Origin of the sequence: Mycolicibacterium gadium, assembly GCF_010728925.1 — a bacterium.
Taxonomy (GTDB): domain Bacteria; phylum Actinomycetota; class Actinomycetes; order Mycobacteriales; family Mycobacteriaceae; genus Mycobacterium; species Mycobacterium gadium.
In genome coordinates this window covers 2189737-2215901 of sequence record NZ_AP022608.1, presented here as the reverse complement: position 1 = coordinate 2215901, position 26165 = coordinate 2189737, and the positions used below count along the sequence as shown (strand labels likewise).

At 63.7% G+C, this 26165-nt stretch carries 24 protein-coding genes; 13 read left to right on the top strand and 11 right to left on the bottom strand.

Going from position 1 to position 26165, the window contains the following annotated elements; all coding sequences use genetic code 11:
- Window positions 1-82: 82 nt before the first annotated feature.
- The 5 genes from G6N36_RS11055 to G6N36_RS11035 all read left to right on the top strand — a co-directional run bounded on the left by G6N36_RS11055 (window position 83) and on the right by G6N36_RS11035 (window position 4648).
- Window positions 83-1480 carry a WS/DGAT/MGAT family O-acyltransferase gene (locus G6N36_RS11055; RefSeq protein WP_163686550.1) on the top strand — a complete coding sequence of 466 codons (1398 nt, stop codon included), beginning with the start codon at window positions 83-85 and terminating at the stop codon, window positions 1478-1480.
- Window positions 1477-2850 carry a wax ester/triacylglycerol synthase domain-containing protein gene (locus G6N36_RS11050; protein WP_163686549.1) on the top strand — a complete coding sequence of 458 codons (1374 nt, stop codon included), beginning with the start codon at window positions 1477-1479 and terminating at the stop codon, window positions 2848-2850. The genes G6N36_RS11055 and G6N36_RS11050 overlap by 4 nt, the downstream gene beginning before the upstream one ends.
- On the top strand, window positions 2843-3304 hold the full coding sequence (locus G6N36_RS11045; RefSeq protein WP_163686548.1) for a hypothetical protein: 462 nt from the start codon (window positions 2843-2845) through the stop codon (window positions 3302-3304). The genes G6N36_RS11050 and G6N36_RS11045 overlap by 8 nt, the downstream gene beginning before the upstream one ends.
- The gene (locus G6N36_RS11040) at window positions 3283-4092 is read left to right on the top strand and encodes a 1-acyl-sn-glycerol-3-phosphate acyltransferase (protein WP_163686547.1); all 810 of its coding nucleotides are present in this window, start codon (window positions 3283-3285) and stop codon (window positions 4090-4092) included. The genes G6N36_RS11045 and G6N36_RS11040 overlap by 22 nt, the downstream gene beginning before the upstream one ends.
- 121 nt (window positions 4093-4213) lie before the next feature.
- The gene (locus G6N36_RS11035) at window positions 4214-4648 is read left to right on the top strand and encodes a pyridoxamine 5'-phosphate oxidase family protein (RefSeq protein ID WP_163686546.1); all 435 of its coding nucleotides are present in this window, start codon (window positions 4214-4216) and stop codon (window positions 4646-4648) included.
- Window positions 4649-4667: 19 nt separating this feature from the next.
- On the opposite strand, the gene G6N36_RS11030 is transcribed toward G6N36_RS11035, so the two are convergent.
- The gene (locus G6N36_RS11030) at window positions 4668-5354 is read right to left on the bottom strand and encodes an SRPBCC family protein (RefSeq protein ID WP_163686545.1); all 687 of its coding nucleotides are present in this window, start codon (window positions 5352-5354) and stop codon (window positions 4668-4670) included.
- A gap of 253 nt (window positions 5355-5607) precedes the next feature.
- On the opposite strand from G6N36_RS11030, the gene G6N36_RS11025 reads away from it, so the two are divergent.
- Entirely contained in the window at window positions 5608-5892 is a 285-nt protein-coding gene (locus tag G6N36_RS11025) for a DUF1876 domain-containing protein (RefSeq protein ID WP_083127091.1), read from the top strand.
- 25 nt (window positions 5893-5917) lie between these two features.
- Complete coding sequence (locus tag G6N36_RS11020) at window positions 5918-7963, top strand: erythromycin esterase family protein (RefSeq protein WP_163686544.1); 2046 nt, start codon at window positions 5918-5920, stop codon at window positions 7961-7963.
- A gap of 32 nt (window positions 7964-7995) precedes the next feature.
- Here the strand turns inward: G6N36_RS11020 and G6N36_RS11015 are convergent, their stop codons facing one another.
- The 3 genes from G6N36_RS11015 to G6N36_RS11005 all read right to left on the bottom strand — a co-directional run bounded on the left by G6N36_RS11015 (window position 7996) and on the right by G6N36_RS11005 (window position 11036).
- Window positions 7996-8985, bottom strand: a complete 990-nt coding sequence (locus G6N36_RS11015; RefSeq protein ID WP_163686543.1) for an Acg family FMN-binding oxidoreductase — start codon at window positions 8983-8985, stop codon at window positions 7996-7998.
- A 91-nt stretch (window positions 8986-9076) separates the two neighbouring features.
- Window positions 9077-9946 (bottom strand): 3-oxoacyl-[acyl-carrier-protein] synthase III C-terminal domain-containing protein, encoded by an 870-nt coding sequence (locus G6N36_RS11010; RefSeq protein WP_163686542.1) that lies wholly within the window; start codon window positions 9944-9946, stop codon window positions 9077-9079.
- A complete protein-coding gene (locus G6N36_RS11005; RefSeq protein WP_163686541.1) occupies window positions 9930-11036 on the bottom strand; it encodes a 3-oxoacyl-ACP synthase III family protein in 1107 nt (368 codons plus the stop codon). Before G6N36_RS11005 ends, G6N36_RS11010 begins: the two co-directional genes overlap by 17 nt.
- Window positions 11037-11173: 137 nt before the next feature.
- On the opposite strand from G6N36_RS11005, the gene G6N36_RS11000 reads away from it, so the two are divergent.
- The 3 genes from G6N36_RS11000 (at window position 11174) to G6N36_RS10990 (ending at window position 14657) form a co-directional block, all read left to right on the top strand.
- Window positions 11174-12049, top strand: coding sequence for a potassium channel family protein (locus G6N36_RS11000; protein ID WP_235690016.1), 876 nt, complete (start codon window positions 11174-11176; stop codon window positions 12047-12049).
- Between the two features lie 128 nt (window positions 12050-12177).
- A complete protein-coding gene (locus tag G6N36_RS10995) occupies window positions 12178-12876 on the top strand; it encodes a hypothetical protein (RefSeq protein WP_163686540.1) in 699 nt (232 codons plus the stop codon).
- 83 nt (window positions 12877-12959) lie between these two features.
- Window positions 12960-14657, top strand: a complete 1698-nt coding sequence (locus G6N36_RS10990; protein ID WP_163686539.1) for a GAF domain-containing sensor histidine kinase — start codon at window positions 12960-12962, stop codon at window positions 14655-14657.
- A gap of 11 nt (window positions 14658-14668) precedes the next feature.
- Here G6N36_RS10990 and G6N36_RS10985 read toward each other — a convergent pair whose 3' ends face one another.
- Window positions 14669-16360 (bottom strand): SulP family inorganic anion transporter, encoded by a 1692-nt coding sequence (locus tag G6N36_RS10985; protein ID WP_163690608.1) that lies wholly within the window; start codon window positions 16358-16360, stop codon window positions 14669-14671.
- Window positions 16361-16464: 104 nt separating this feature from the next.
- Here G6N36_RS10985 and G6N36_RS10980 point away from each other — a divergent pair, with 104 nt between their 5' ends.
- The 3 genes from G6N36_RS10980 to G6N36_RS10970 all read left to right on the top strand — a co-directional run bounded on the left by G6N36_RS10980 (window position 16465) and on the right by G6N36_RS10970 (window position 20553).
- On the top strand, window positions 16465-17061 hold the full coding sequence (locus G6N36_RS10980; RefSeq protein WP_163686538.1) for a TetR/AcrR family transcriptional regulator: 597 nt from the start codon (window positions 16465-16467) through the stop codon (window positions 17059-17061).
- Between the two features lie 154 nt (window positions 17062-17215).
- Entirely contained in the window at window positions 17216-17647 is a 432-nt protein-coding gene (locus tag G6N36_RS10975; RefSeq protein WP_197746607.1) for an MmpS family transport accessory protein, read from the top strand.
- On the top strand, window positions 17644-20553 hold the full coding sequence (locus tag G6N36_RS10970; protein WP_163686537.1) for an MMPL/RND family transporter: 2910 nt from the start codon (window positions 17644-17646) through the stop codon (window positions 20551-20553). Before G6N36_RS10975 ends, G6N36_RS10970 begins: the two co-directional genes overlap by 4 nt.
- 8 nt (window positions 20554-20561) lie before the next feature.
- On the opposite strand, the gene G6N36_RS10965 is transcribed toward G6N36_RS10970, so the two are convergent.
- The 6 genes from G6N36_RS10965 to G6N36_RS10940 all read right to left on the bottom strand — a co-directional run bounded on the left by G6N36_RS10965 (window position 20562) and on the right by G6N36_RS10940 (window position 26152).
- Window positions 20562-21044 carry a nucleoside deaminase gene (locus G6N36_RS10965; protein WP_163686536.1) on the bottom strand — a complete coding sequence of 161 codons (483 nt, stop codon included), beginning with the start codon at window positions 21042-21044 and terminating at the stop codon, window positions 20562-20564.
- Window positions 21045-21055: 11 nt separating this feature from the next.
- Window positions 21056-22339 (bottom strand): MFS transporter, encoded by a 1284-nt coding sequence (locus G6N36_RS10960; RefSeq protein WP_163686535.1) that lies wholly within the window; start codon window positions 22337-22339, stop codon window positions 21056-21058.
- A 122-nt stretch (window positions 22340-22461) separates the two neighbouring features.
- Window positions 22462-22998 (bottom strand): nuclear transport factor 2 family protein, encoded by a 537-nt coding sequence (locus G6N36_RS10955; protein WP_372512236.1) that lies wholly within the window; start codon window positions 22996-22998, stop codon window positions 22462-22464.
- A gap of 5 nt (window positions 22999-23003) precedes the next feature.
- Window positions 23004-24170 carry a sulfotransferase family protein gene (locus G6N36_RS10950; protein WP_163686533.1) on the bottom strand — a complete coding sequence of 389 codons (1167 nt, stop codon included), beginning with the start codon at window positions 24168-24170 and terminating at the stop codon, window positions 23004-23006.
- Window positions 24163-24819, bottom strand: a complete 657-nt coding sequence (locus G6N36_RS10945) for a TetR/AcrR family transcriptional regulator (protein ID WP_235690015.1) — start codon at window positions 24817-24819, stop codon at window positions 24163-24165. The genes G6N36_RS10950 and G6N36_RS10945 overlap by 8 nt, the downstream gene beginning before the upstream one ends.
- Window positions 24791-26152, bottom strand: coding sequence for an aromatic ring-hydroxylating oxygenase subunit alpha (locus G6N36_RS10940; protein ID WP_163686531.1), 1362 nt, complete (start codon window positions 26150-26152; stop codon window positions 24791-24793). Before G6N36_RS10940 ends, G6N36_RS10945 begins: the two co-directional genes overlap by 29 nt.
- Window positions 26153-26165: the final 13 nt, after the last annotated feature.

Here is a 26165-nt window from a genome sequence, read left to right as displayed (position 1 = left end):
ACGAGTCGGAACGACGTTGTCCCTACGGGTTGAGGACTTGCGACCCTGCCGCGACTGCCGTCACACCGCGCAAGGTCATTGCATGGAGCACCTCACGACGCTCGATGCGAGCTTCCTGCAGGCCGAGGATTCCGATTCCCACGTGAGCCTGGCGGTCGGCGGCGTGTCGATCGTGGCAGGACCGCCGCCCGACTACGGCGATCTGGTGTCGGCGTTCGCCGACCGAGCGCAGGCCATCCCGCGCTGCACCCAGGTGCTGCGCACGCACCCGTTCGACCTCGGGGCACCGGAATGGGTGCACGACCCCAACTTCGATGTCGCGCACCACCTCCACCGCATCGCGTTGCCTCATCCCGGAGACGATTCCGCGCTGTTCGGGGCGATCGCCGGCATCATGGAACAACGGCTGGACCGCGACCGCCCGCTGTGGGAGTGCTGGATCATCGAGGGACTCACCGACAACAGGTGGGCGCTGTTGATGAAGATCCACCACTGCATTGCCGACGGCATCGCCACCACGCAGATGCTGGCAAAGCTCAGCGACGCCGGCGCTCAGGAGACCTTCGCGACCAGTATCCGCGCAGCGCGGGAGTCCGGCGAATCTATCCTCGATCTGCTGCGGCCCAGGCTGAACCCGCTGACCTGGATGGGCGGCATTTGGCAAGCGACGCTCGCTGCGACCAGCGCCGCCGAACACGCCGTGGTCGGGGCCGCCGAACTAACGGCTCGTGTGCTCACCACCGCGCAGGAGTCTTCACTGAACGGACCCATCACCAAGATGCGTCGCTACAGCGCCGCGCGCGTTGACCTGGCCGTGATGAAGCAGGTGTGCCGGGATTTCGACGTCACGCTCAACGACGTGGCGCTGGCCGCAATCACCAGCGGTTACCGGACGATCTTGCTCGACCGCGGCGAAACGCCGGGACCCCATGCACTGCGCACGCTGGTCCCCGTCTCGATGCGTTCGGTGGACGACTTCGATGTGACTGACAACCGGGTGTCGGCGATGTTGCCGCTCTTGCCGGTCGATGAACCCGATCCCGTCAAGCAGTTGGAGATCGTCCACCAGCGACTGGCCGAGGCCAAGGGAAGCGGTCAATCCGAAGGCGGCAGCGCCGTCCTCGCCATGACGGGCAGCATTCCATTTGCCTTCTCGGCGTGGGCGATTCGACTGCTGACCCACCTGCCGCAGAAGTCGGTATCCGCGTTGGCGACGAACGTGCCGGGGCCCCGCACCCGGCAGCGGCTGATGGGTCGGGACGTGTTGGAGATCCTGCCGGTGCCGCCGATCGCCCTTCACCTGCGCACCGGCATCGCGATGCTCAGCTACGCCGACCGCTTCTTCTTCGGCATCACCGCAGATTTTGACAACGCGCCCGACGTCGACGCGCTCGCCAAGGGTATCGAGGACGCCGTACAACACTTGGCGACGCTCGGCGGCTCGCGACGACAGACACGAGCGGCCGGTGACCACACATGACCGAATTCATGCGAAGCAGTGATGCTTTCACCTGGGCGATGGAAAGCGATCCTCGGTTGCGATCCACGGTGGTCACGGTGATCATGCTCGACCGATCGCCGGACTGGAACAAAGTGCGCGATCGCTTCGACATCATTTCGCGCATGGTGCCGATGGTGCGCCAGCGTGTCGTTCCATCGCCGCCACCCGCACCGCCGAGGTGGGAGCACGCCCCCGACTTCGACCTCGACTTCCACATGCGCCGAGTGACGGCACCCTCGCCCGGCACCATCGACACGGTGCTGGAGATGGCGCGGGTCGCGGCCATGGAGGACTTCGACCGAGCCCGCCCCCTGTGGGAGGCCACGCTGATCGACGGACTCGAAAACGACGGCGCGGCAATGCTGCTCAAGTTCCATCATGCGCTGACCGACGGAGTCGGAGGCATCCAGATCGGGATGATCCTCTTCGATCTGTCCGAGGTGCCCGACAAACACAGTTCGGTGGCGGCACTGCCCGAGGAGCCCCCGCCGCCGTGGCTACGCGGCTACCGCGACACCGCGCGATACGGCGCCGGCTTGGTGACGGACGTGGTGACGGGGGCTCTGAGGACGGCTCCGAAGCTGATTGCCGACGGCATTCTGAACCCGGTGAAAACCGCTTCGTCGGCAGCCGAGTTGGCCGCCTCGGTCTACCGCACCATGCGCCCGGTCAGCCGGACCGGCTCGTCGCTTATGAACAAGCGCAGCCTGGTCCGCAGGCTCGGCGTGCTCGAAGTCCCGTTCGAACAGCTGAGGGCCGCCGCGCACCAGGGCGGCGGTGCGTTGAACGACGCGTTCGTCGCCGGCGTCGCCGGTGGGCTGCGCCTCTACCACGAAAAGCACGGCGTCACGGTCGGCGACCTTCACCTGACGATGCCGATGAGCCTGCGCGAAGAGGGCGACGACATGGGCGGCAACCGCATCACCATCATGCGGTTCGACGTGCCGGTCGGCACCGCCGACCCCGAGGAGCGAATCCGCCAGATCCACGACAGGACCGCCAAGGTGCGGCACGAGAAGTCGCTGCCTTACACGCAGTGGATCGCCGGTGCTCTGAACATGATGCCGCGCTGGTACATCGGCTCGATCCTGCGCAATGTCGACTTCCTGTGCAGCGACGTGCCGGGGATACCGGTGCCCGTGTTCCTCGGTGGCGCCAAGGTGTTGACGCAGTACGCATTCGGCCCGACGATCGGCGCGGCGGTCAACGTCACGTTGCTGACGTACGTGGACGTGTGCACGCTCGGCATCGACGTAGATACCGGCGCGATTCCCGACCACGACGTATTCATGGACAGCCTCGTCGCCGGGTTCGACGAGGTGTTGGCGCTTGGCTTGGGCCATGCCTAGGACGGATGGTCGAGGTAGCGCAGTCGCCGGCACCGTGGGCGCCGCCGGCCTCGCGACGCTCGTGCTCGTGCCGGGGTTGCGCCTCGGTGCGGACGCGCCGTGGTTGGGTGCCCTGGTCATTCTGGCTCCCACGGCGACTCTGTTGGCCGCTACCGGATACCGGCTCTACGGGCTTGGCCGCGCGATGGCCGTCGCGGCCGTGGTCTCGGTCCTTGCCGGCGGCATCAGCTGGCTCGTCGCGGTATTCACGTTGGTGAGGGCGCTGAGCGGGGTGGGTGTCGGGCTCGCCTGGGCGATACTGCTGTTCCTCACTCCTGCGGTGTCGGTGCTCGGACTCGGTGCGCTGGCGTTGCGCGTTGTTCCAGAGCGGTCCACGCCGGGGGAGCCGTCGGACGGGGTACAGAAATCAGCGCCGTCGGCGGAGCGGGACGAATGGCCGACGAACCTTCGGTAGTGGCGAAGTGGGATCGGGGTCTCACACGACGTGTTGTGGACCTGCACCGCCCGATTGTGAAGAGCTACTTCCGTTCTCAGGTACTCGGATTGGAGAACGTGCCGCCTGGGCCGGCGCTGATGGTGGCGAACCACTCGGGCGGGCTGATCACCGTCGACATGTCGGTACTGGCCGTCGACTACTACAAGACCTTCGGATACGAGCGGCCGCTCTACGCGCTGGCCCACGACAATATGTTTCGCGGACCGGTGGCCGGGTTTCTCGAGCGCACCGGTGTCATCCGAGCCACCCCCGAGCACGCCGCCGAGGCCCTCGCGGCCGGTGGCCTGGTGCTCGTCTTCCCCGGTGGGGATTACGACGTCTACCGGCCCACCCGGCGGGAGAACGTCATTGATTTCGGCGGGCGGACCGGGTACGTGACGACGGCGATCGAGGCCGGCGTGCCCATCGTTCCCGCGGTATCGATCGGCGGCCAGGAGAACCAGTTCTACCTGACCAGGGGGCGGTGGTTGGCGCGCGCGTTGCGGCTGACGGCGCTCGAGCGCAATCTCTTTCGGACCAACATCCTTCCGGTAACCATCGGATTCCCGTTCGGCGTCAGCGTGGTGTTGCCGATCAATATGCCGCTGCCTACGAAGATCGTCACGCAAGTGTTGCCGGCGATCGATATCGCCGCAGAGTTCGGCGATGACCCCGATGTGCGAAGGGTCGACGCCCACGTGCGCGCGGTGATGCAGCACGCCTTGGTCGCATTGGCGCGCAAGCGTCGGCTGCCCGTCATCGGGTGACTTGTGACCTGAGAGTGGATCGGCCGCCGTCCGGCTGACAGATGTCCACGTCCTTTGGGTCCTGAATTTGTGGGACTTTTGGCCGCATTCCCGGGCAGAGGCGTTCGGTAGCGTTGCGGCCATGACCACACCGACTCAACCGATCTCCATCCTGTCGGAGACGGAATGCTGGAGCCTCATGTCTAGTGTCTCGCTGGGACGGCTCGTCACGAGCGTCGACGGTCAACCGGACATCTTTCCCGTCAACTTCGTAGTCCAGCACAAGACGGTGTTGTTTCGCACGGCTGAGGGCACCAAATTGGTCAGCTCGGCCATCAACAACAACGTGCTGTTCGAAGTCGACGACCACAGCGCCGTCGAGGGCTGGAGCGTCATCGTCAAGGGGATTGCGAGGTCGATGCGTACCGATGCCGAGATCGACGAGGCCGAGCGGGCCCAACTGCTCCCGTGGACGGCCACGGTCAAGCAGCACTACGTGCGCATCCGCCCGTTGAGCATCAGCGGTCGGCGCTTCACCTTCGGGTCCGAGCCGGACCGCGAATTCACGATCGCGTGAGTCGCCGCCAGACGCCGACCTAGATGACGCGGTGGAGGTCGTCGCTCGCTTTGGCAGCCGCCGCCTCGGCCTGGACCTGTTGTTGGACCCTGCGTTTGATGCCGAGCAAGATCCCCCGCGTCACAAACGCCGTCGCTGGTCCCGCGAGCTCGGTGACCAGCACCTGGCCTGGACGGCGCAACGGGGTGCGAATGCGAACGAGAAGCCGGCAGCGATCATCCCAGTGAGGAATGACGTGGAACGACCACACTACGTTCCATTCTCGGTTCCATTCCCGGCGAACTGAAGCGCTGAGCACGATGGATTGCTGATCGACGACTTCCTCCACCTTGAACACGAATCCGTCACGTAATCCCATCCAGCCCTTGGGAACAAGCCTGACGGTGTCACCCGGCGCGAGGTGTTGCCACTCAGGATGAGTGCGGTCTGCGTTGACGTACCGCAACCCGGCAAAGTTCTCCAATTTCTCGAAGGTGTACAGGCCGCCGCGATCTTGGCCCATCTGAACCAGCCATGGCCAGACCGCGCCGAGTGGGCCATCGATTGACACCGCTTCGGTGCTTCGTACGACAGGCCCGGCGATGAGCTCATCGCCGTCGAGGAACATCTGGCACTCTTCCTTTGTGGTGCCCCAGTTGCGGTAGTACCGCCGCGCTGCGTACAGCAACGCCGTTGCCCCGGCGAGCCGGAGTCCGTTCTTGATCATGAACCAACAGTGCGCTGGCCGGGTACACCGGGCTAGGGTCGCTAGTCCCTGATCTGATCGACGTTTCGCCGTGGCCTTTTCGCATGGTGGCGACGGCGCCGGCCGTCGAGACCCGCTGGTCGCTCCGCCGACCGATGAACGTGCATGGGGCCTCCGAACGGCCCGATGCGGCGGGGTCTTCGGGCCCTACCGGGCAGCCGCTGTGGGTGGTCGGATGCATGTTGGGAGTGACGACGTGAAGGAGATGACTGCGATGACTGGCGAACGATCGGATGTCGTGGAGAAGAACTGGACAGTTGACGTGTCGATCGACGAGCACATGGGGCTCACCAGGGCCAAGGCGCGGCTGCGTTGGCGCGAAAAAGAAGAGGTGGGTATCGGCACGGCGAGGCTCAATCCCGATGACCGGGATATCGCCGAGATCGGTGACGAACTTGCCGTCGGCCGTGCCTTGTCAGATCTGGGGAGACGGTTGATGGCGGTGTCTGCACACGACATCGAGTCCGTCACCCATCGACCGGCGAAATTGCAGTACTGACACTTGTCGAAGACGGAGGGCCGAAATGACTCGTGCCTCAGGGGTGTTGAAGGGCAAAGCCAGACGCGTCTTTCGCGACCGTCGCGAAGCTGGTCGTGTGCTGGCCGGCATGCTCGGCGCATACCGTGGACGCGAAGGTGTCGTGGTGCTCGGCTTGCCTCGCGGCGGCATTCCCGTCGCGTGGGAAGTGGCGGCCGCTTTGGCTGCGCCCCTTGATACCTTTGTCGTGCGGAAGCTCGGGGCGCCCGGTCATGAGGAGTTCGCCGTCGGCGCCTTGGCCAGCGGCGGGCGCGTCGTCGTCAATGACGACGTACTGCGGGCGCTACGAGTCACGCCGCAACAGCTGCGCGACGTCGCCGAACGCGAGGGCCGAGAGCTCATCCGGCGTGAGACCGCCTACCGCGGCGGTCGGCCTCCGCTGGATCTGGCGAACAAGACCGTGATTCTCGTCGACGATGGTCTTGCGACCGGTGCCAGCATGTTGGCCGCAGTGCAGGCCCTGCGGGAGATGGAACCTGCCGAAATCGTGATCGCGGTTCCGGCGGCCCCCGAATCGACCTGCCGCGAGTTCTCAGCGATCGTCGACGACGTTGTCTGTGCGTCGATGCCGACACCATTTCTCGCAGTCGGGGAGTCGTTCTGGGATTTTCGGCAGGTGAGCGACCAAGAGGTGCGTGACCTGCTCGCCACTCCGACAACAGGTTTCGCTACTGTCGGTATACGCATCGAGGAGACCGCCGCGGAGGTGATCGACCGCGTTGCGATCGACGCGCCCGGCGGCGTTCCGCCGTTCGAAGTGCTCGACGAAATCATCGGCGACGCCCGGATCGTACTGATCGGTGAAAGCTCGCACGGCACAGACGAGTTCTACCGGGCGCGTGCAGAGATCACCAAGTGGTTGATCGAAGAGAAGGGCTTCAGCGCCGTTGCGGCGGAGGCGGACTGGCCGGACGCGTACAGAGTCAACCGATACGTACGTGGGTCGGGCGAAGACCGAACCGCCGACGACGCGTTGCGCGGGTTTGAACGATTCCCTGCTTGGATGTGGCGCAATGTCGTGGTGCGCGACTTCGTCGATTGGCTGCACGATCACAATCAGAGAGCTCGTACTCTCCGTGGACCGGAGGCGGGTTTCTACGGCCTCGACCTCTACAGCCTGCATCGGTCTATGCAAGAAGTGATCGCCTACCTAGACACTGTTGACCCGCAGGCAGCGGCGCGAGCGAGGGCCAGGTACGCCTGCTTCGACCACACATCGGCGGATGACGGTCAGGCGTATGGATTCGCGGCGGCGTTCGGCGCCGGTCTGTCGTGCGAGCGCGAAGCGATCGAGCAACTGGTCGAGATGCAGCGTGCTGCGTTGGAATATGCGCAACGTGACGGACTGGTAGCCGAGGATGAGGCGTTCTACGCTCAGCAGAACGCGCAGACCGTGAGGGACGCAGAGGTCTACTACCGAGCGATGTTCAGCGGCAGAGTCACGTCCTGGAATCTTCGGGATCGGCATATGGCCCATACCCTGAACGCTCTGGTGGCTCACCTGGGTCGGCACCACGACCAGCAGCCCGCCCGCGTCGTGGTGTGGGCGCATAATTCGCATGTCGGCGATGCCAGAGCCACCGAAGTGGGCGGCGACGGGCAGCTGACTCTCGGCCAACTCGTGCGCGAGCGGTACGGGGACGACTCCCGGTTGATCGGCTTTACCACGTACTCGGGCACCGTCACTGCCGCCAGTGAGTGGGGTGGCATCGCCGAACGCAGGTTCGTCAGACCTGCCCTGAACGGTAGTGTCGAGGAACTGTTCCATGAGACGGAGCGTTCCGAATTCTTGGTCTCGTCGTCCGTCAGCCGCGACGCGACCGATCCTCTGGATGTCGTTCGGCTGGGGCGTGCTATCGGCGTCATTTATCAGCCCGCGACGGAACGACAGAGTCACTACTACCACGTTCGCCCCGGTGAGCAGTTCGATGCGATCATCCACATCGACAGAACGCGAGCACTTGAGCCGCTTGAGGTCACAAGTCTGTGGACCGCGGGCGAAACACCCGAGACATATCCTACGGGGCTGTAGAGCCGAACGGGCTTGTGCTCCGCACCGCGTAATTAGCCACGTCGTTCGAGCACATCGGCCAGCGGCCTGCGCGGTGTAGCGGCCAATGCCGCATCCGCGGGCCGGGGATATCCGATCCTGATCAGCAACTGAGGCATTCCCCGTTGACCCGTCAATTCACGGACAATCTCCCGGCTTTGAGCCAGTTCGGTCATATGTGTGAGCGTGCACGTCGCCAGCCCGCTTGCCGTGCATTGGAGGAGTACCGCTGATAGCGCCTCTCCGCAACGTAATACGTCCAGCCGCGCATCTTCGTGATGGGTGGACAGGACCACGATTTTGGACCGGTCAACTTCGACGTCTTCAGCGTGGGTAGCGGCGTACGGACTGGGAAAACGTCGGCCCACATCGATATGTCCTGCTGCTTCGACTGATAACAACGCGGATTGCGGGACACCGTCCCCAGATGCGAAAGGTGAGGTCCACCAATTCATTTCCGCTCGATAGGAGGGGTCGTTCGTCCGGATCGTCGCGGTAAGTCGGGAGACGGTCGCCAAAGTGGGCCGCGCATTATCGAGCACGGTGTCGAACATCACGTGGTGGGGGATGACGGTCTGACGAAGCAGCACTTCGAATCTCGCCCAATCAGCAGGAGCCTCAAAGGGTCGCCGGTCGGTGTAGCGCCTGCCGATCGCCAGCGCGTGCGCTCGACTGTCTGCGGCCATTCCCGGCGGCGCCGAATCGAAGGTGACCGCCGCCACGTGTAGAGGATCGTCAGGATCGGGAAAGCGCTGCACGTTCGCTTCCCATCCGAAGGCGGCCATCGCAACCGTCAGATGATCGAGTGCGGCGCCACAACTGAGGTAGATCTCGCGGCCTTCGGGGTCAGCGGCGTTCATCACTCGCGTGAAATCGGCAAAAAGATGGAGTGTCGAAGTTTCAGCCACCCAGCGCCATGGCTGGCTATTGTGCAGCGACGGAGCGCGGCAGGCCAAACGTACGGCGTCTTGGATCACCGCGAAACTCGGTATCGCTTGTGTCATCGACACTACCCCTACAGTCTAGATGTCCGACATTGACAAATTTCGTTCAAACTGCTTCGAGTTGAGGGACTTTGGTCTCCGGGCATGACATTCACATCCGGTACAGTGCTGCGCCGGCTGTCACTCCAGCACCGGCAGCGACGATGAGAATCAGGCCGGGCGCCCCGACGGCGGTGGCCGCCCGGTGGAACGCAGACGCCAAGGAGGCGGTGTGCAGTCTTTCGTCGTCAGCCATCGTGATTCTTTCTGGTGACACACCGAGGTGGACCGCGAGTTCGGCGCGATACTGCGGCCTGGGCGGAGTTGCGACAATTGCGTCGACGTCGTCGATCGTCAGCGATGCATCGCGAAGGCACCGGTCAACGGCTCGTGATGCAGCGTCAGCGAATTTCTGGTCCAGTGAGGATGATTGGTGAAAGCGAAGTACATTTCGGTGATCCACCAGCCCGACTGTGGCGGAGAGAGATTCTCCTTGGTCCAGGAGATTCTGCCAGTACGTTGGCCCGAGTCCGCGGTCGTCGTCCGACCACGTGCACAAGAGTGATGCGCCGGCCGCCGCGAACGGGAATCTTTCGCTCATTCCGTGTCCGGGGTCGGCATCGCTGGTCACCACCATGGCGCACCTGATCACGCGTGACTTCAGGAAGCCGTCGGCGATTTGTAGCGCCGTGAGGAGACCGCAGGATCCGTTCGCGACGTCGAACGAGAATGTGCCATGGCCGTTTTCGTGTGGTTCTTCGGGGTTGGCGCCGACATCCTGCTGTATCAGTGCGGCCAGCGCCGGCTCGGCCAGATTGCGATCGCGATAGATCCCGGCATTGATCAACAGATCGATCTCCCGTGCGGCGCGTCCGGCATGGCGCAGGCAATCCTCGGCCGACTCGACCGCGAGATGAAGGGCGCTGTGTCGTGTGCGCCAGCGTCCATCGGCGGAGCCGACGGCATCAATCACAGTGCCCATAGCGTTCCACCATTTTCTCGTCCAGCGTCAAGAGGACGACTCCGATTTCCAGGCCGGACGCCAGCGCGATCAATGCGACCGTTTCACCGGGCCGGATGCTTCCCGCCTCGAGTTCCTCGACCAGGGCGACCGTATGGGTGGTCGATGCCGTGTTGCCGTAGCGGTCGACAGTGATCACCGCATCGTGTCGAGGGCTGTCGCCAAAGGCAGCGGAAACCCGCGCCATCCCTTTGCGAATAGCGCGTGCCGAGGTCTGGTGGGTGATCACATGATCGATGTCGTGTATCGAGATGCCCACCGCTTCAAGAACTTCGTGTAGTAGCACCGGAGTGTTCGACATAGCGGCCTGGTGGATTCCGCGTGCATCGGTGAACATTCGCGCAGCAGGTTCACCGCCCTTGGGGTACGCCAGACAGAGTCGACTGTATTGGGCGACGGTGGTGAAGCCCGCAAGCTCGATACCCGCGGATCCAGGTGCGGCCCTTTCGAGTAGCAGCGCGGCACCCGCGTCGCCGAGGGTCAGGGAGGCGAGCTCCTTACTCATGATGGTGCGGATGTGTCTGGCCGCATTCTGGCTCAACTGCGAAATGTATTCGCCGCTGACCACCAGCACCCGTTGGACCGAGCCCTGCCGAATCCAGTTGTTGGCGACCGTGACGCCGCTCAGCATTCCTGCGCATGCGTTCGACAGATCGAACGTCATGGCATTGGGCGCCCCGATGGCATGCGCGACTCCAGCGCTCATTGTCGGCTCGAGCCACTGCGTGAGGCCATCCCGGAACTTCGTGATGCTGCAGCTGATCACCACGTCGACTGATGCGGGGTCGACCTGGGCCTTGTCCAGGCAGTCTATTGCCGCCGCCGTGGCGAGGCTGTAGGAGTCTTCATCTCCTACCGAGACGCGGCGTTCCCTGATGCCGGTCAGTCGTTCCAGGTCGATGTGCGTGCGATGCCGTGTCGTCGACATCAGCTCATCGGTGCCCAGGTGCGTCGTCGGCAGGCGCCGCCCGGCGCCCGCCAACCGCGCGCGGAACGGCGCGTCGGGAGTCCCCGCTGTGGGCTCCTTGACCAGCCAGTCCGTGTGTGTCATCAACCGATCATGTGGCGCCAGACGATGAGAGGGTAGGGCGCTTTGGGCATCGTGGCCGAGGACCTTCGACCCTAAGCCATAAGCTGGTGGTCCGATTTCATGAGCTGAGCTCTGGATGCCTGCTAGTGAGGAGACCCGTGAGGGACTGGGTGATCGCGGTAGTCGGGTCCCTACTCGTGGCAGTGGTGGTTCGCGACGTTTTCCACACACTGTTTCATCCGATCGGCCACGGCAGTATCGCACCGCAAGTGATGAGGTTCGTCTGGCGGCTACTGCGGCTATTCCCCTCGGATCGCCGTATCGCTTCACTGACGGGCCCACTCGGGATCGCCCTGGTGGTGTTGACTTGGGGAGCGATAGCGATCGTCGGGTGGGCGATGCTGTACTTCGCGCTGATGCCAGAAGGTTTCGCCTACAGTTCAGAGCTGAATCCCGTTGAACGCAATACGGTGTTCGACTCGCTGTACGTGTCGCTGGTGACCATCGGCACGCTCGGTTTCGGCGACATCGTGCCCACGTCGCCGTGGCTTCGCGTGATCGTCCCACTCGAGGCGCTGTTCGGATTCATGCTTCTCACGGCGGCGGTATCGTGGGTTCTCCAGATCTATCCCGCCCTTCACCGCAGACGCGTTTTGGCGCTTCAACTCTCGACTCTGAGGCAGGGGCGCCGAGCCAATCCCGACCTCGGTGTCGATAGTGTTCCCACCGACGTTCTCGCTGGACTGGCCAACTCGGTTGTCGAAGCCCGGAACGACTTCACGCAGTACGGTGCGACCTATTATTTTCGCGACCTCGAAGCAGACGCGTCATTGGCGTTCTCGCTGGAATATGCGACCGATCTCGCTAGGGAGGCTACGGCGAGTGAACAGCCGCAGACACGACTCGCCGGTGCCATGCTCTCAGCCGCGGTGGACAGCCTCGTCGGCCTGCTCGACGAAGAGTTCCTGCAACTCGGTGGTGACACTGACGCCGTCATCAAGGCCTACGCGCAGGACCACCGACATACCGACTGAACGACGCACACTGGCATGAGCCGGTGATCGTCGATCTCGGTAAGTGCGGCCGGTAGAGCGCGTTTGGCATCGATGCTCAGGACCTTCGGCCCTTAGCGCGTGCCGGCGCTGTTTTTAGCGTTGGGCGTATGGGCAAACGTCGACCATGGCTGGCCGGACTGATGGCCGCAGCCGGCGTCATCGCCATGTACCGACGCGAACTGCGGCCGTGGATGTATGCCTGGGGTGCCGACGACGGCGAAATCACGGCAACACTGCCGGGGGACGAACTGATTGCGGCCGGAACGGCGCGGACGACCCGCGCGCTGACCATCGATGCCCCGGGTCGTTTCGTATGGCCATGGCTTGTGCAGATTGGCGAGAACCGCGGCGGCTTTTACAGCTACTCGCTGTTCGAACGGATGGTTGGCGCACAGATTCACAACGCGAATACCGTCCACCCCGAGTGGCAGGACCTGCATGTCGGCGACACCGTTTGGCTCGCCCGTCGATACGGCGAACGCGCCCGCCAAGTCGTGGCCGCGGTCGAGTCGGAGTCACACCTGGTACTGGTGTCACCGACCGACTTCGAGCGCGTGCAGTGCGGCGAAAAAGCCTCTGGCGCGTGGGCGTTCTGCCTTCGGCGACAAAATGCATGGACCCGTCTGCTGGTTCGGGGCACTGGGGGAGCCATTGGAAACCCGGCCTTCGATGTCGTGCATTTCGTCATGGAGCAGAAGATGATGCGCGGACTACGTGACCGTGCGGAGCGCCAACGTCGAGACGACGTCGTGGACTATTTGACGCAACATCGATGCGATCGAGGCGGCATCGCTGCCGGCAGCTGACCCCCGGGATTGGAATCCGTCCGCCTCGTCGGTTAAGTCCCGGAATCGTCACTATTCGGGAGGCTCGGTGAGACGATGGGGCGGTGACGGACAGGTCGAACAATGGTCCACCACACGTGCGAGCGACCCTTTCGGGGCTGCGTCTGCGGGAACTGCTCCTGGAAGTGCAGGACCGGGTCGAGCAGATCGTCGAGGGTCGCGACCGTCTCGACGGTCTGGTGGAGGCCATGCTGGTGGTCACCTCGGGCCTGGAACTCGATGAGACGCTCAAGACGATCGTGCATACGGCCATCGATTTGGTCGACGCCGGCTATGGGGCGCTCGGCGTGCGTGGCCACGACCACGAGCTGGTCGCGTTCATCTATGAGGGCATCGACGAAGAGATGCGTGAGCGCATCGGGCACCTTCCGGAGGGCCGCGGCGTGCTCGGTGTGCTGATCGACGACCCCAAACCGATTCGCTTGGACAACATCTCTCACCACGCGTCGTCGGTCGGTTTCCCACCGAACCATCCGCCGATGCGAACCTTCCTCGGTGTGCCGGTGCGCATTCGTGACGAGGTCTACGGCAACTTGTACCTGACGGAGAAGGCGGGCGGGCAGCCGTTCAGCGAGGACGACGAGGTGCTGGTCCAGGCGCTTGCAGCGGCGGCGGGCATCGCCATTGACAACGCCCGGCTGTACGAACAGTCCAGGACGCGGCTGTCCTGGATCGAGGCGACCCGCGATATCGGAACAGAATTGCTGGCTGGAACCGATCCGGCCACCGTGTTTCGGCTCGTCGCCGACCAGTCCCGTCATCTCAGTGGCGCTGAAATGACGCTGGTGGCCGTGCCCGCCGATGTGGACGTGCCGGTCGGCGAGATCACTGAGCTCGTCGTCGCGGCGACCGCCGGCGACGGTCCCCTTGCGGCGCTGCACAGTATGCCCATTGCGGGGACGCCGATCGGTGAGGCCTTCGTGCAGCGTTCGCCCGGCCGGTTCGACCACATCGAACTCGAGATGGGTACGACAGGGCCCGCTTTGGTGCTCCCGCTGCGCGCCAGCGACGAGGTCGCCGGCGTTTTGGTGGCGCTCCGACCGGTGGGGACGCCGCCGTTCAGCTTCGAGCAACTGGACATGATGACCGCGTTCGCCGATCAGGCCGCGCTGGCGTGGCAGCTGGCCAGTACGCAGCGACAGATGCGGGAGCTCAGCGTCCTCACCGACCGCGACCGCATCGCCCGCGACCTGCACGATCATGTCATTCAGCGCCTGTTTGCTGTTGGTCTCGCGCTGCAGGGAACGATTCCGAGGGCACGGGTACCGGAAGTGCAGCAGCGGCTGACCGATTGCGTGGACGACCTCCAACAGGTGATTCAGGAGATCCGGACCGCGATCTTCGACCTGCACGGTTCGTCCTCGGGCGTGACCCGGCTGCGCCAGCGCCTCGACGAGGCGGTCGCTCAATTCGCCAATGCGAATCTGCGCACCAGCGTGCAATACGTCGGACCGCTTTCCGTTGTCGACGCGGCGCTGGCCGACCACGCTGAAGCCGTTGTCCGAGAAGCGGTGAGCAATGCGGTGCGTCATGCAAAGGCCGCCTCCCTCGCGATCAGCGTCGCGGTCGGGGACGACTTGACGATCGAAGTCGTCGACAATGGATGCGGTATCGAGGGCGATATCACGGGCAGCGGGTTGACGAATCTGCGCAAACGCGCCGACGAGGCCGGCGGGTCGTTCACGGTCGAAGCGGTGCCAACGGGGGGCACCAAGTTGACATGGAGCGCGCCCTTGCCGTGAAGGTGGTTCGCTCAAAACCTGTTGCGGCGCTTGAACTCATCTACCGCGGTGGGCAGCGTCATGAAGATGTGATCTTCGCCTATCTCGTCGAGAATCCCCGCAGCGTGCAACGACTTGCGTAAGTCCTGCTTGACGCGGGCCATAGCGAAAACGATTCCACGGCGGGTCAATTCGACGCGCAGCTGCTCCAGGGCGTCGAGCGCCGTCAAGTCGACCTCGACATTGGATTCGGCGTTGAGCACAAACCATTCGACGGGTTCTGGATTGTCGTCTACCGCGGCCAGTGCGCGCGTCCGGAAATCCTCCGCATTGGCGAAGCACAGCGGTGCGTCATAGCGGTACACCACCAGGCCGGGGACGCGAGTAGCCCCTGGGTAATCATCGACATCGTGCATCCCGGCGATGCCCGGCACGAAGCCGAGGACGCTGTCGTGTGCGTGTGCGAGGCGTCGTAGCAATTCCAGAATCGAAAGAACGACGGCGACGACAACGCCGTAGAGCACGCCGAAGGCCAACACAGCGGCGGTAGTGGCCAATGCGAGGACCAGTTCGCTGCGGCGAAACCGCGCCAGGCGACGAAACTCCTCGATGTCGATCAAGCGCAGTGCGGCGAATACCACCAACGCCCCAAGCGCCGCGGTCGGGAACATCGCCAACACCCCGCCTGCGAAGAGGAGCACGAGGATGACGCATCCGAGCGCGGTCAGTGAATAGAGTTGCGTGCGGCTGCCGACAAGGTCGCCGACGGCGGTCCGGCTGCCGCTCGAGCTGACCGGAAAACCGTGTGTCACCCCGGCGGCGAGGTTGCACATCCCGACGGCGCGCAGTTCCGCGTTCGCGTCGATCTCCTCGCTTCTACGAGTGGCGAACGCGCGCGCGGACAACACGTTGTCGGAGAACGCGACGATCGCGATGCCGACTGCCGGAACAGCCAGTGCTGCCAGATCACTCAACGAAACTGGCGGTACACCCGGCGTCGGCAGGCCGGAAGGAACATCGCCCACGACGGCGATTCCGCGCGTATCCAAGGACAGGGCGCCGACGGATGCCGTGGCCACCAGGACAGCGATCACCGGTCCTGGCGCGCTTGGCAGCCACCGCGCCAGAGATAGCAGCAGCAACAGCACCAAAGCGGCCAGCGCCACCGTCGGCCAGTGCACCTGCCCGATTTCGGCAGCGAAAGTCCTTATCTGGTCGGTGAACTCGTCTCCACGGACCGCGACGCCGGTGGTCTTGCCCAGTTGACTGGCGATCATCACGAGGGCAATGCCCGTCATGTATCCGATGAGTACCGGCCGCGACAGCAGGTTGGCGAGAAAGCCCAGCCGTGCGATGCCGCCCAAGAGACAGATCGCGCCGACGAGCAACGCGAGGACCGCGGCGAGAGCCGCGTAGCGTGCTGGATCGCCGATGACGATCGGGGCAAGAACGACGGCAGTCATCAAAGCGGTTGTGGATTCAGGGCCGACCGAGAGTTGCCGCGACGAGCCGAGGACGGCGTAGAGGGCAAGTGGCGCGATCGCCGCCCACAGCCCGGCCACCGGTGGAAGGCCGGCGACAGTCGCATAGGCCATCACCTGCGGTACCAGATAGGCCGCAACAGTCAGGCCCGCCAGGACGTCCCCTCGCAACCAGCCCCGCTGATATCCCCGAAACTGCGCGACGCCGGGTACCCACTTGGCCAATGTCATCGTGGCAAGAATTCTGCATGGCCCGACCTCCAATACGGCCGAAACGCGTCATACCGAGGTGGTCCGAATGCCTGGCGTCGATCGTCGTCAGAGTCTGACCGATCTATGGTGGGGCCATGACCCGGAGTGCCGCTCGCGCTGCAGAGTCTTCGCCGTGGTCGCCGCGGGAGGCCGAACTCCTCGCCGTGACGTTGCAGCTCCTGCAGGAAGAGGGTTACGACGGGTTGACCGTGGACGCGGTCGCCGCCACTGCGCGCGCCAGCAAGGCGACCGTCTACCGGCGGTGGCCGACCAAGGCGGAGTTGGTGCTGGCCGCGTTCATCGAGGGCGTGCGGCAGGTCGCCGTCGCACCCGAGACCGGTAGCTTGCGCGGCGACCTGGTCCAGTTGGGTGAGGTGATCTGCGATCAGGCGCGGACGCACGCCGGCACGATGCGCGCGGTGCTGGTCGAGGTATCGCGCAATCCCGCGCTCAACGACGTCATGCAGCACCAGTTCCTCGACCAACGGAAGGCCCTGTTCAAGCAGATACTGGGGCAGGCCGCTGATCGCGGTGAAATCGATCCGGCCGCCGTCACCGAGGACCTCTGGGACGTGATGCCCGGCTACCTCATCTTCCGATCTATTTTTTCGTTGCGGCCGCCGAGTCGCCGCACGGTGCAATCCCTCGTCGATGACGTGATGATTCCCAGTCTCACTCGCCTGAACAGGTAAGACCCGCCGTGGACCGCGGAGTCGGCCCAGCCGTACGGCTTGTGATGTCCGGTACCGTACTGTCAACGAGGTTGATATGTCGCCGGACTGGGATAGGGTTCAGTCCACGCCTCGTGTCGCGGGATCGAAAGGCTGGCGGGTGCAGGGGTTTTCGATGAGTCGCCTTCTGGGTCGTGGCTGGATGTTCATCGTCGCCATCGTGGTCGTGGCAGTGGCCGGCTACGCCGTATTCCGTCTACATGGCATCTTCGGCTCAGACCACGACACCGGGACAGCCGAAGCCCTCTCAGATGAGATCATCCCGTTCAACCCCAAGCACGTGGTCCTCGAGGTTTTCGGGCCGCCGGGCACCGTGGCGACGATCAATTATCTGGACGTCAACGCCCAACCCCAGCGCGCCGAAAATGTGACCTTGCCGTGGAGGTACGACATCACGACGACACAGACGGCGGTGCTCGTCAATGTCATGGCGCAGGGCAACAGCGACTCCCTCGGCTGCCGCATCGTCATCGACGACGTGGTCAAGGACGAGAGACAGGTCGACACCATGAACGCCTACACCTTCTGCCTGGACAAGTCGGGATGACTACCCATCAAGAATCGCGCACGTCGCTGACGGACCGCATCGCGAAGTCGATTCGCGTGCTTTCGGTACCCATCGTGCTGTTCTGGTTGGTTGTCGCCGGGCTCACCAACGCCCTCGTCCCTCAGTTGGAGGTGGTCGGCGAAGCACACAACGTGGCAATGAGCTCACCCGATTCACCATCGCAGCAGGCGTTCAAGAAGATCGGCGCCGTTTTTCAAGAGTTCGATTCCGACGGTGCGGCCATGGTTGTGCTGGAAGGCGACGAGCCGCTCGGAGCCGAAGCGCATCAGTACTACGACACCCTGATCGACCGTTTTGAGCAGGATCACAAGCACGTCCAGCACGTTCAGGACTTCTGGGGAGACCCGTTGACGGCGGCGGGATCTCAGAGCTCCGACGGCAAGGCTGCTTATGTCCAGGTGTTCCTCACCGGCAACCTGGGCGAACCTGAGTCCATCGAGTCCGTTGACGCGATCCGCGACATCGTGAACAGCACGCCCGCCCCACCTGGCATCAAGGCGTATGTCGCCGGACCGGCGCCTCAAGTCACCGACCAGTTCGAAGTGGGCAACGAAGGCACCACGAAGGTCACCGTGCTGACGGTGCTGGTGATCGCGGTGATGCTGCTGTTGGTCTATCGCTCGATCGTCACCATGCTGTTGGTGCTGATCACTGTCCTCATCGAAATGTCTGCAGCCCGTGGCATCGTGGCCTTCCTCGGCAACTCCGGAATCATCGGACTGTCGACATACTCGACTAATCTCCTCACGCTGCTGGTCATCGCGGCCGGCACGGATTACGCAATCTTCCTCTTAGGCCGCTACCACGAGGATCGCAGCAAGGGACTTGACCGAGAAACCGCTTACTACAACATGTATCGGGGCACGGCCCATGTCATTTTGGGGTCGGGTCTGACCGTCGCAGGCGCAGTTCTATGCCTGACTTTTACCCGGCTGCCGTATTTCGAGAGTCTTGGCGTACCCGCCGCGCTCGGCGTCTTCGTGGCCTTGGCGGCGGCGCTCACGCTTGCGCCCGCTGTGATGGTCATCGGCGCCCGCTTCGGGCTGCTGGATCCGAAACGGAAAGCGCGTACCAGAGGATGGCGTCGGATCGGCACAGCGATCGTTCGATGGCCCGGACCGATCCTGGTCGCGACGATGGCGGTGGCCGCCGTAGGCCTGTTGGCGCTACCCGGTTACAAGACGAGCTACGACACCGGCGTGTACTTGCCCGACCGCGCACCCTCCAATATCGGTTATGCCGCTGCCGAGCGTCATTTCTCGAAGGCCCGGCTCAACCCCGAACTCTTAATGATCGAGGCCGATCATGACCTGCGCAATCCCACCGACATGATTCTCTTGGAGCGCGTCGCCAAGGCCGTGTTTCACACGACGGGTATCGCTCAGGTGCAATCGATTACGCGACCGCTGGGCACACCGCTGGACCACACCTCGATTCCATTCCAGATCAGTGCGCAGAGCGCCGGTCAGATACAGAACCTCGGCTATCAGCAGGACCGGGCCAAGGACCTGCTCAAGCAGGTGGATGAAATCGACAAGACGATCGGCATCCTGCGACAACAGGCCACACTGCAGCAGCAGGCCAACGATGCCACGCACGAACAAGTCGCGGCATTCCACGAAACCGTCGAGGTGGCAAAGGACCTGCGGGACAAGATCGCGAACTTTGACGACATGTTCCGCCCGTTGCGCAACTATTTCTATTGGGAGCCGCACTGTTACGACATCCCGATCTGTTTTGCGATTCGGTCGCTCTTCGATGCGCTCGACGGCATAAACGCGCTCACCGACCAGCTGGCGAATGTCACCGCGAGCCTGGACAAGCTGGATTCGATCCAGCCAAAGCTGCTTGAGCTGATCCCGCCCCAGCTCGCCAGTCAGCAGATCAATCGTGACCTGGTCATGACCAACTACGCCACGCTGTCGGGAATCTACGAGCAGAATGCTGCGGCCCTCGAGAACTCGACAGCTATGGGAGCAGCATTCGACGCATCGAAAACCGACGACTCGTTCTACGTGCCGCCGGAGGTGTTCGAGAATGCCGAGTTCCAGCGCGGTCTGAAGCTCTTTCTCTCTCCCGACGGCAAAGCCGCGCGGATGATCGTCACCCACGACGTCGATCCCGCTACACCGCAGGGAATTTCGCATATTGACGCGATCAGGCACTCGGCGGAGGAGGCCGTCAAGGGCACGCCGTTGGCGGGCTCCCACATCTATATCGGCGGCACGGCAGCGACGTACAAGGACATCCAGGAAGGCGCCAAGTACGACCTGATGATCGTCATCATCGCCTCGCTCTGCCTCATTCTGCTCATCATGATGTTCATCACCCGAAGCCTGGTGGCCGCGATCGTCATCGTGGGCACCGTCGCGCTGTCACTCGGGGCCTCGCTGGGGCTGTCGATTCTGGTGTGGCAGCACATCCTGGGCCTGCAGTTGTACTGGGTCATCATTCCGCTCGCGGTCATCCTGCTGCTGGCCGTGGGTTCGGACTACAACTTGCTGTTGATTTCTCGCTTCAAAGAAGAGATCGGGGCCGGACTGAACACCGGCATCATCCGGGCCATGGCGGGTACCGGTGGCGTGGTCACCGCCGCCGGCCTGGTGTTCGCCTTCACGATGGCGTCCTTCGTGTACAGCGATCTACTTGTGCTGGGGCAGCTCGGCACAACCATCGCCCTCGGTCTGTTGTTCGACACCTTGATCGTGCGCTCGTTCATGACGCCGTCGATCGCGGTGCTTCTCGGACGATGGTTCTGGTGGCCGCTACGAGTCCGTCCGCGGCCGGCGAGCACCATGCTGCAGCCCTACGGTTCCCGCCCAGCGGTGCGCCAGCTTCTGCTGTGGGACGACGACGACGAGGTCGCCGCAGTGAAGCGCAGCTGAAAGCGGCCTCAGCTCTGCTGGTTCCAGTAGTTCTTGTGCGGTTCCAGCACGGCGTCGGCCACCTCCGGTACCGGGCCGACGACCTCGATGTCCTTCTGGCCCGCGCCGAACACCGTTCGGCAATCGAGGCTCAATGTCGGATTTCTCGGGTCGTCACCGGTTTCGGCGAGCAACTGCTTTTCCGTGATGCCGTACACCAGTCGTCTGACGTTGGCCCAGTACATCGCCCCCGCGCACATCGAACACGGCTCCGCTGTCGTGTAGAGCGTGCAGGTGGCCAGGAAGTCCTTGTCGTACTTCTTCGACGCCTGGCGCATCAGGGTGGTTTCGGCGTGGCCGGTGCAGTCCGAGTCGGTCACTTCGATGTTCGTCTGCTCCAGCAAGACGTTGCCCTCGCTGTCGACGAGGACGGATCCGAAAGGGTGATTTCCCTCGCGCACAGACCGTTTGGACACTTCAACGGCATGCAGGAGAAACTTCATGTCGTCCATCAATCGACTCCTTACTTTGCGGTCTGGATCGGCAGCGGATCTGCCGTCGCGGATGCTGGCGGTAGCGCGCGGTCTTTCAAGGCAACCGAGCACAAGGCACCGATGGCGAGCACGACGAGCAGCGGTATCAACGCTCCTCGGTAGTGGCTGATGGCGATGTCCGTCCCCGCGGGCGGGGCCTCACCCACGAGCACGCCGATCACGTAGTCCAGGCCGGCGCCGGTGAGGAATCCGACGCTCGTCATCAGTCCGAACGCGGTCGCCTGGGCGTTGTCGGCGATGTGCTGTCCGATCTGTGCGAAACCGAGGATGTTGCTGCCCAGTAGGAAACCGAAGACGAACAGGAGAACGAAGACGCCGGCAGTCGGCAGTCGCGGAAGGAACAGCACCAACGCCACCGTGAGGGTCAGTAGCCAGATGGTGATCTGGGTGATTCGTGACCGCATGCCGAGTCGGTCCGAGATCCAGCCCAGGATGAGTCCACCGACGCCGGCGGCGATGGCGCCGGTGGATGTCAATGCCGTCGCCATTTCTAGCGTGCGCCCGTAGGCCCGCTGGTTCATGATGCCCCACAGGTCGTTCCATGCAATGAGGACACCGAATACACTCGCGAAAAATGCTGTGCCCAACCAGAATTGCGGCACTCCGACCACCATCCGCAACTGGCTGCCGATGCCGACGTCGCTGTCGCCCGGCGGAGCGGCGGCGGCGTGGCCGGGTCTCGATACGAGGAGAAAGATGGCGACGCCCAGTACCACGTAGCCGACCGCCATGCCGATCATCGCGGCGTGCAGCGGCGGAATTGTCTCGGTAACCGAGAGGCCGATCAGCATGAGGGCCAAAATCGCATTGGTCGCGAGCTGCGAGATGGAGGACATGACCGCGAATCGTTGCGGAGGGAACCAGATCCTGGCGAGATAGATGGCTCCGAGGAAGCTGGTCGACAGACCGATCCCGAGTACGACTCTGCCGACGACGGTCACACCCATGGTCGATGCGTTGGCGAGCAGTACGCAACCGACCGCGGCGATCAGCGACGAAATTCCGAGAATCCAACGCGGGCTCAGGCGGTCGAGCATGATGCCGCCGATGAACTGTGCGATCGAGTACGCGACGTAGAAGACTGCGCTCAACATGCCGATGGCGTGTTCGGACACCTCGAGACGGTCCCGGACCTGCTCGGCGACGATGCCGATCATCACCGCGGTGAGCAGACCCAAGCCCAGGAAAAGGGTGCCGAGGCCCCAGACGACGATCGCCCGAGACCGATGCGGAGGGCGCTCAGAGGTTGCCATCGCACATCGCATTCACCCTTCGGTGCGCATAGCCCTTTTCTGGACCGCGCGGATAAACGCGAGCGTAACGCCTCTTCCCCTCGCTGGGTCGAATTTGCTCGTCTTGATTTGACGCGGGGTTCTTACTTCGGCGGCGGGCCGGTCATCAAAGAGAAGAACCGATAGGACGGATCGCTCTCGTCGAGGACGCCCTTGAGCGTGTCCTTGGTGATCGGGTGACTCGTATCCATCGAGGACGGATCCGTCACGCGCGCCCAATCTGTAACGATGGTTCGCTCGAGCAATTTCCAAATGCCGTCGCGCTTCTCGTACTTGTCGAGGTAGCGCCCGCCGATCACCAGATCGATGTCGCGCTCCTTGGCGGCCAGTGTGTGGACCGCGATGTTGTAGCTCTCGCCCTCAGCCGTGTCTCCGCGGATGGCGAAGTTCGCCGTGGTGATGTGGTGCTGCATTGCCCGTAGGTAGGGACGGGAGGCGACGAGCTGCTCGAAGAATCCCTCGACCGACCCAGTCGAGAATGCACCGTGATCATCGACGGCGTCGTGATGATAGAGGTCCCGAAGCGCATCGATATCGCCTCGGTCGACCGCGCGGCAGTACGCATGGACGAGCTTGCGCAACGCGAACTCGTCGAGCATTTCCTGCAGTCTCGGGTCCATCGCGGTCATGCTAGTTGTTCGTCGGGGACACCGAAGTATTCCTGGTAGCGCGCCGTCCGCTCGCGAAGCTCGTTCTCGTTCAACCCCGTTTGAGCGAACGTGTAGTGGTGACCGCCGTGTTCGTGGGCAGGTTGGGCAGCCAAGAACCCGCGCATTCTGTTTTCAGCTTCGGCCCTGAACGGTAGTCCGAGTCGGTCATATGCCGCCGCCACCGCAGCGATCGGGTCAGCCGCGAACGACTGGTACTGCACGTCGACCACCTGGGAAGCCGGGATGATTCCGGACTCCCGCGCGTCGATGGATCTGTCGAGGCCGTCGATGACGTACTCGGCCCACTCGCGGGCGACCTCCTCGATGGGCGTCGGTTCGGCGGCAAACGTGCGCAGCGTGCGCGCCAGCGACGACACCGACGCGATGGTCCGCAGCGGATCCCGGTGTGTCTGTATCACCCGCGCGTCCGGGTACTCCTTCATCATTGCGTCCAGGGCCCAGATATGTCCGGGGGACTTGACCACCCAGCGGTTCACCGGGATTCGCGACTGCAGATGTTGCAGGAAGCGACGGTGCCATTGGTAGGCCGATGCCATGTCGGCGCGCAGCAGCCACTGGGCGTAGGACGGGACGCGGTACATCGTGGGAAAGATGAAGCTCTTGTAATCCATCCCCGTGATGCGGACGCACTCCTGGGCCAGCAGTGGTCCGATCGGATGCATTGCCTTGAGGTCGGGGACGATCGACGTCACCATCTCCTGAATCTGACGACTGTCCTCGATGCGGGGATCGATGTCATACGTCGCCAACTCCGGTGGCGGACAGGGCGCGTCGACTTCCCACGTCAACGGTGCGCGGGCGTCGGGATCCTGCGCCAATAGTTCGTACAGGATTGTGGTCCCCGTGCGCACTTGGCCGACGATGAAAATGGGCTGCTCGATTCGCATTTCGGCAACCTCGGGGTGCGCCCGCCGGTAATCGACGACCTGCAGTCGCCTCGTGAGGGATCCGACGAGGTCGCCCTGCGCGACGACGTGTCCGAACTCCGTCAAGGCGGCCTCGGCGGCCAATGCGTCGGTCAACGTGTCGAGGGCAATACGCCAATCGTCACTCCCGAAGTCGGAGAGCCCGGTGTTTTCCTGCGCTGCGGCGATGACCGCCGCGGGCGAAATGTCACCCACGGAAGTCGGTCATGCCGTCGCGCAGCGGTGCCAGCAGCGCGTTCAGCCCGTATTCGAAGACGGCGTCATAATCGGTGGGGGATTGCAGCGCTTCGACGAGTGCCCGGTCGGGCCAGGCGTCCGCCCACAAGGATGGATCCTCCTCGTCGTGCTCGGCCCCCCGCACCGCCGAGAACTGCATCACCGCAGAGGAAATCACGTGCACCTGCACCGCTCGCAACACCAGGGCGGCATCGCTTCCGGTGATGCCCAGCTCGGAGAGCTGCGTCGCCAGCCGCTGCTGAATCGGCAGGAACAGCTGCGGTGTACGGTCGCGTTCATGGGCGATCGCCAGCAGGTGCTGCTTGTCGATGAGCATCTTGCGTTGCGAACGCGCAAGGGAGGCAATGTGATCGACCGGATTGTCGCCGTCGCTCGGGAGATCGGCCATCTGGCCGAGCAGGCGTTCGACCAAAGCGTCGAAGAGTTTGTCCCGGCCGCCGATGTGCCAGTAGATGGAGGTCACCGCGACACCCAGCTGATCGGCGAGCCGACGCATGCTGAAAGCGTCCACACCGTCGACGTCGATCAACTCCGCCGCGGTCTGAAGTATCTGGTCGGCCGTGACCGGGTCGCTGCCCTTACCGCCTGGCTGCGTCAACCGTCTCACCTCCGGTGATGCGATCCGCTTCAGGCAAGTTCAGATAGCGTTCGAGGTTGCGGTGCATGTTGATCACACGGCGTTCCTCATTGGACAGCACGACGTGGGTGAGCCCTGGCTGATGCAGGCCGCGCTGCAGGCCCGCCAACACCTGGATGTCCTGTGTGAGCACCAAACCGGGGTGCGCGTCGGCGGCCGTCATCCGGACATCGGTCGGCTTGATTCGTGGCGCGGCCGGCGGCATCCGTATCCACACGATCATCACCAGTTCACCGCGATCGGGATCCAGTCCGGGGCGTGCCACCAGCACCGTCAGGTGGTCGGCATTGGTCAGCAACGACATGTTCGGGAACACGTTGTACTGGTGCAGCCGCAACACTTGATCGGTGCTCGCCCAACTGAGGTCGACCCCGCGCCCGTCCGCGAAAGCCTTTGTCTGCGCTGCGATTACATCGGCCGCGGACTGGCCCTGCTGATCGGAGGGAAACGGGGCGCCGTCCTCGACCCCCATGAGCGCGCCCTGCGTGGTGACGTAGGCGTCCCACACCTCGGCGTCGGTCACCGGCTCCTTGATGGCCGGACTTGGCACACCGTACAGCTGTTCGGACTTGCCGGTGTGACCCCAGATGACTTGTGGCGCATACACGTCGTCCATGCACCTGTGGAGTTCCGGATGCAGGGTCTGAATGTGGTAAGTCTCGCTGAACCCGTCTGCGATCGTCTTCCAGTTCGCCTCGACCTCGATGGTCATGGTGGCGTAGCACCGGAAGTCGCCGAGTCGGTTCCAGCCGATGTCGTCGGGCATGGCCTCGAGATAGTCGCGCAATGGGATCGCATCGGAGTCCAGGTTGACAAAGACGAGCCGCTCCCAGGTGTCGACGCGGACTGGCAGCAGGGGAAAGTCGGCCAGACGGAGTGCGCCGAAGCCCTTCCGGTGGGGGACGCGCCTCAGTTCGCCGGTCAGATCCCAGGTCCACCCGTGATAGCCGCATCGCAGTTCACGCAAGTCGGAGCCGGATCCGGCGCACAACGAATTGCCTCGATGCCGGCACACGTTCTGAAAGGCGCGCAGTTCGCCGTCGTCGCCGTGCACGATCAGGACGGAGTAGGGCCCGCAGCGGTACTCGAAGTAGTCGCCCGGTTCGGCGACGTGGTCGACGGTGCAGGCGAGCTGCCACACCTTGGGCCACATCCGCTCCACCTCGAGGCGGGCGAAATCGGCCGAGTAATAGCGATCAGCGGGCACGAGCGTGGGGCGCTGAGGCGGCGTGCCAATGGCGTCTTCGCGGGGTTTTTGGGTCGGGTTGCCGACGGTGGGGCCGACCGGTGCCGTTCGCGTCACGATTGCCCTCCGA

Bases quoted from the DNA above. Each gene is read 5' to 3' on its own strand.
- G6N36_RS11055 (WP_163686550.1), top strand. From the start codon at position 83: ATGGAGCACCTCACGACGCTCGATGCGAGCTTCCTGCAGGCCGAGGAT.
- G6N36_RS11050 (WP_163686549.1), top strand. From the start codon at position 1,477: ATGACCGAATTCATGCGAAGCAGTGATGCTTTCACCTGGGCGATGGAA.
- G6N36_RS11045 (WP_163686548.1), top strand. From the start codon at position 2,843: ATGCCTAGGACGGATGGTCGAGGTAGCGCAGTCGCCGGCACCGTGGGC.
- G6N36_RS11040 (WP_163686547.1), top strand. From the start codon at position 3,283: ATGGCCGACGAACCTTCGGTAGTGGCGAAGTGGGATCGGGGTCTCACA.
- G6N36_RS11035 (WP_163686546.1), top strand. From the start codon at position 4,214: ATGACCACACCGACTCAACCGATCTCCATCCTGTCGGAGACGGAATGC.
- G6N36_RS11030 (WP_163686545.1), bottom strand. From the start codon at position 5,354: ATGATCAAGAACGGACTCCGGCTCGCCGGGGCAACGGCGTTGCTGTAC.
- G6N36_RS11025 (WP_083127091.1), top strand. From the start codon at position 5,608: ATGACTGGCGAACGATCGGATGTCGTGGAGAAGAACTGGACAGTTGAC.
- G6N36_RS11020 (WP_163686544.1), top strand. From the start codon at position 5,918: ATGACTCGTGCCTCAGGGGTGTTGAAGGGCAAAGCCAGACGCGTCTTT.
- G6N36_RS11015 (WP_163686543.1), bottom strand. From the start codon at position 8,985: ATGACACAAGCGATACCGAGTTTCGCGGTGATCCAAGACGCCGTACGT.
- G6N36_RS11010 (WP_163686542.1), bottom strand. From the start codon at position 9,946: ATGGGCACTGTGATTGATGCCGTCGGCTCCGCCGATGGACGCTGGCGC.
- G6N36_RS11005 (WP_163686541.1), bottom strand. From the start codon at position 11,036: ATGACACACACGGACTGGCTGGTCAAGGAGCCCACAGCGGGGACTCCC.
- G6N36_RS10995 (WP_163686540.1), top strand. From the start codon at position 12,178: ATGGGCAAACGTCGACCATGGCTGGCCGGACTGATGGCCGCAGCCGGC.
- G6N36_RS10980 (WP_163686538.1), top strand. From the start codon at position 16,465: ATGACCCGGAGTGCCGCTCGCGCTGCAGAGTCTTCGCCGTGGTCGCCG.
- G6N36_RS10975 (WP_197746607.1), top strand. From the start codon at position 17,216: ATGAGTCGCCTTCTGGGTCGTGGCTGGATGTTCATCGTCGCCATCGTG.
- G6N36_RS10970 (WP_163686537.1), top strand. From the start codon at position 17,644: ATGACTACCCATCAAGAATCGCGCACGTCGCTGACGGACCGCATCGCG.
- G6N36_RS10965 (WP_163686536.1), bottom strand. From the start codon at position 21,044: ATGGACGACATGAAGTTTCTCCTGCATGCCGTTGAAGTGTCCAAACGG.
- G6N36_RS10960 (WP_163686535.1), bottom strand. From the start codon at position 22,339: ATGGCAACCTCTGAGCGCCCTCCGCATCGGTCTCGGGCGATCGTCGTC.
- G6N36_RS10955 (WP_372512236.1), bottom strand. From the start codon at position 22,998: ATGGACCCGAGACTGCAGGAAATGCTCGACGAGTTCGCGTTGCGCAAG.